Source organism: Pseudomonas sp. P5_B2, assembly GCF_056400445.1.
Window position 1 is genome coordinate 1 of record NZ_JBFULH010000630.1, and the last position, 2,286, is coordinate 2,286.

General features: G+C 55.1%; 2 protein-coding genes. One reads left to right on the forward strand and one right to left on the reverse strand.

All coding sequences use genetic code 11. The features are described from left to right. Nucleotides 1–815 (reverse strand): LacI family DNA-binding transcriptional regulator (locus AC1DRJ_RS24935; protein ID WP_477804508.1); only part of this gene is annotated, 815 nt, incomplete at its 3' end. A 364-nt stretch (nucleotides 816–1,179) separates the two neighbouring features. Here AC1DRJ_RS24935 and AC1DRJ_RS24940 point away from each other — a divergent pair. Further along, nucleotides 1,180–2,286: TrkH family potassium uptake protein (locus AC1DRJ_RS24940; RefSeq protein ID WP_477804509.1), on the forward strand; the 1,107-nt coding region annotated here is incomplete at its 3' end.

Genomic DNA, 2,286 nt, shown 5'->3' on the forward strand with positions numbered 1-2,286 from the left:
GCTTCCGCGAGCACGCCGAAGGCGAGCGTATCGGAACTGCAGAAAATCAGTTCGGGAGGGGATGCGCGTCGCTGAAGTCGTTTCAAACCTTCCCTGCCAACTTCCCACGTCGCAGGCAGCGGCAGGATTTCTACAGGCACGTCGTGCAGGTCATGCTGCTTGAGCTTTTCAATCAGGCTATTGCAGCGTCGGATGGCTCGTGGATCATCCACCGAAATAACCGAGAATCGTCGGTAGCCCTTTGCAAAAAAATGATCAGCGACGAGCTCACCGACTTTTTCATGAGAAAAACCGACTTGTATATCCAGCGCTGTATCGCTGAGATCCCAGGCTTCAACGACCGGAATACCGGCTGACGCAAGCCGKTTTCTACTGGCTTCAGTGTGGAGGGTGCCTGTCAGAACGATACCGTCCGGACGTCGGCCCAGAATGGCTTCGAGCAAGACTTCCTCATGTTCAGGGGAATAGCCTGTCGGGCCCAGGAGCGATTGATAACCTGCCTCGGTCAGCCGATCCATGATGGCTTGCACCGCGCCGGCGAATATGGAGGTGCCAATGGTCGGCAGCAGAATGGCAACCAGTCGGCTTTTGCTGGAGGCGAGGCTACCGGCCAATAGATTGGGCACATAGCCCATCTCACGTACCGTTTCCAAAACGTGTTGCCTGGTGGCATCACTCACCAGCTCCGGGCGGTGCAAGGCGCGCGAAACGGTAATAGGTGAAACACCTGCCTTGAGAGCCACGTCAGCCACGGTGAGCGGTGATTCAGAGTTGCCATTGGCGGAGGCAATCTCACGTTTCGACTTTTTGGCCACAAAGCACCCAGCAATTCAACGAAGTAAGAACAGTAGCGGATGTTAGCGGGCTTTTCGCGGCCATACCATGACGTACGCCTGGGTTTGGAGGATTACCCTGTGGGAGATTCCATGTCGCGGGGAACCCTGCTGCCTTAAATTCGGCCGATATCGGATCAGTACGGCTACGCTCAACCCGAAGCGGCCTTTCATCTCTGTATGCCTTGACGAAGTACCGTTGCTCCACTGTGAACACTATTTTTTCATTGAAAACCCTTGGAACTACGCAGCCTGACTGAACGCCCATAGAAGTTTATGCAAAATTAAAAGGGGCTTGAGGTTGGGCATCCGATACTGTCCGGTGCTAATTTGGAACGCTACTTTTATGTCCCTCGCAGCCATTCGGCTTATCGGCTTCATCCTCGGCATTTTTCTGATCACGCTGGCCGTAAGCATGGCCATTCCCATGATCACGCTGGTGGCCTACCAGCGTAACGACGATCTGTCGGCCTTTCTCTGGTCGAGTTTGATTACCTTCATTTGTGGCCTCCTGTTGATCATGCGGGGGCGCCCGGATACAGGCCAGCTTCGCCCGAGGGATATGTACCTGCTGACGACTGGCAGTTGGGTCGTTGTGTGCACCTTCGCAGCGTTGCCAATGGTGTTCATCCGCCATATCAGCTACACCGACGCATTCTTTGAAACGATGTCTGGCATCACAACCACTGGTTCGACTGTACTCACCGGTCTGGATAGCTCATCACCCGGCTTGTTGATATGGCGCTCCATGCTGCATTGGTTGGGAGGCATCGGTTTTATCGGCATGGCTGTGGCAATCCTTCCGCTGTTGCGAGTCGGCGGCATGCGTCTGTTCCAGACAGAGTCCTCAGACTGGTCGGAAAAAGTGACACCGCGTTCCCATATGGCAGCCACGTACATCCTCCTGCTCTATCTGGGTCTTACCGGCATCGGAGCGCTGGCGCTCTGGGTCGCTGGAATGACGCCATTTGAAGCGGTCAATCACGCGATGTCGTTGATCTCCACCGGGGGATTCTCAACTTCGGACGCCTCACTGGGGCATTGGACGCAACCAGCGGTTCAGTGGGTAGCAGTGGCCATCATGATTCTGGGTAGCCTGCCATTCACCTTGTACGTCGCGACATTGCGGGGCGATCGGCGTGCGCTGATTCAGGATCATCAGGTACGCGGGTTTATTGGATTCTTGATTGTCACATCGCTGGCTGTGGGTACCTGGCTGTGTTTTCACAGCGATTACGGATGGTGGGATGCGTTTCGTATCGTCGCAGTCAACGTGACCTCGGTCGTCACGACCACGGGAGTTGCGGTTGGCGACTACACGTTATGGGGCAGCTTCGCCGTCATGCTCTTTTTCTATCTGACCTTCGTCGGTGGATGTTCAGGCTCAACGGCAGGTGGTCTTAAAATCTTTCGTTTTCAGGTGGCCGCCGCTCTACTGGTCAGTAGTCTGAAG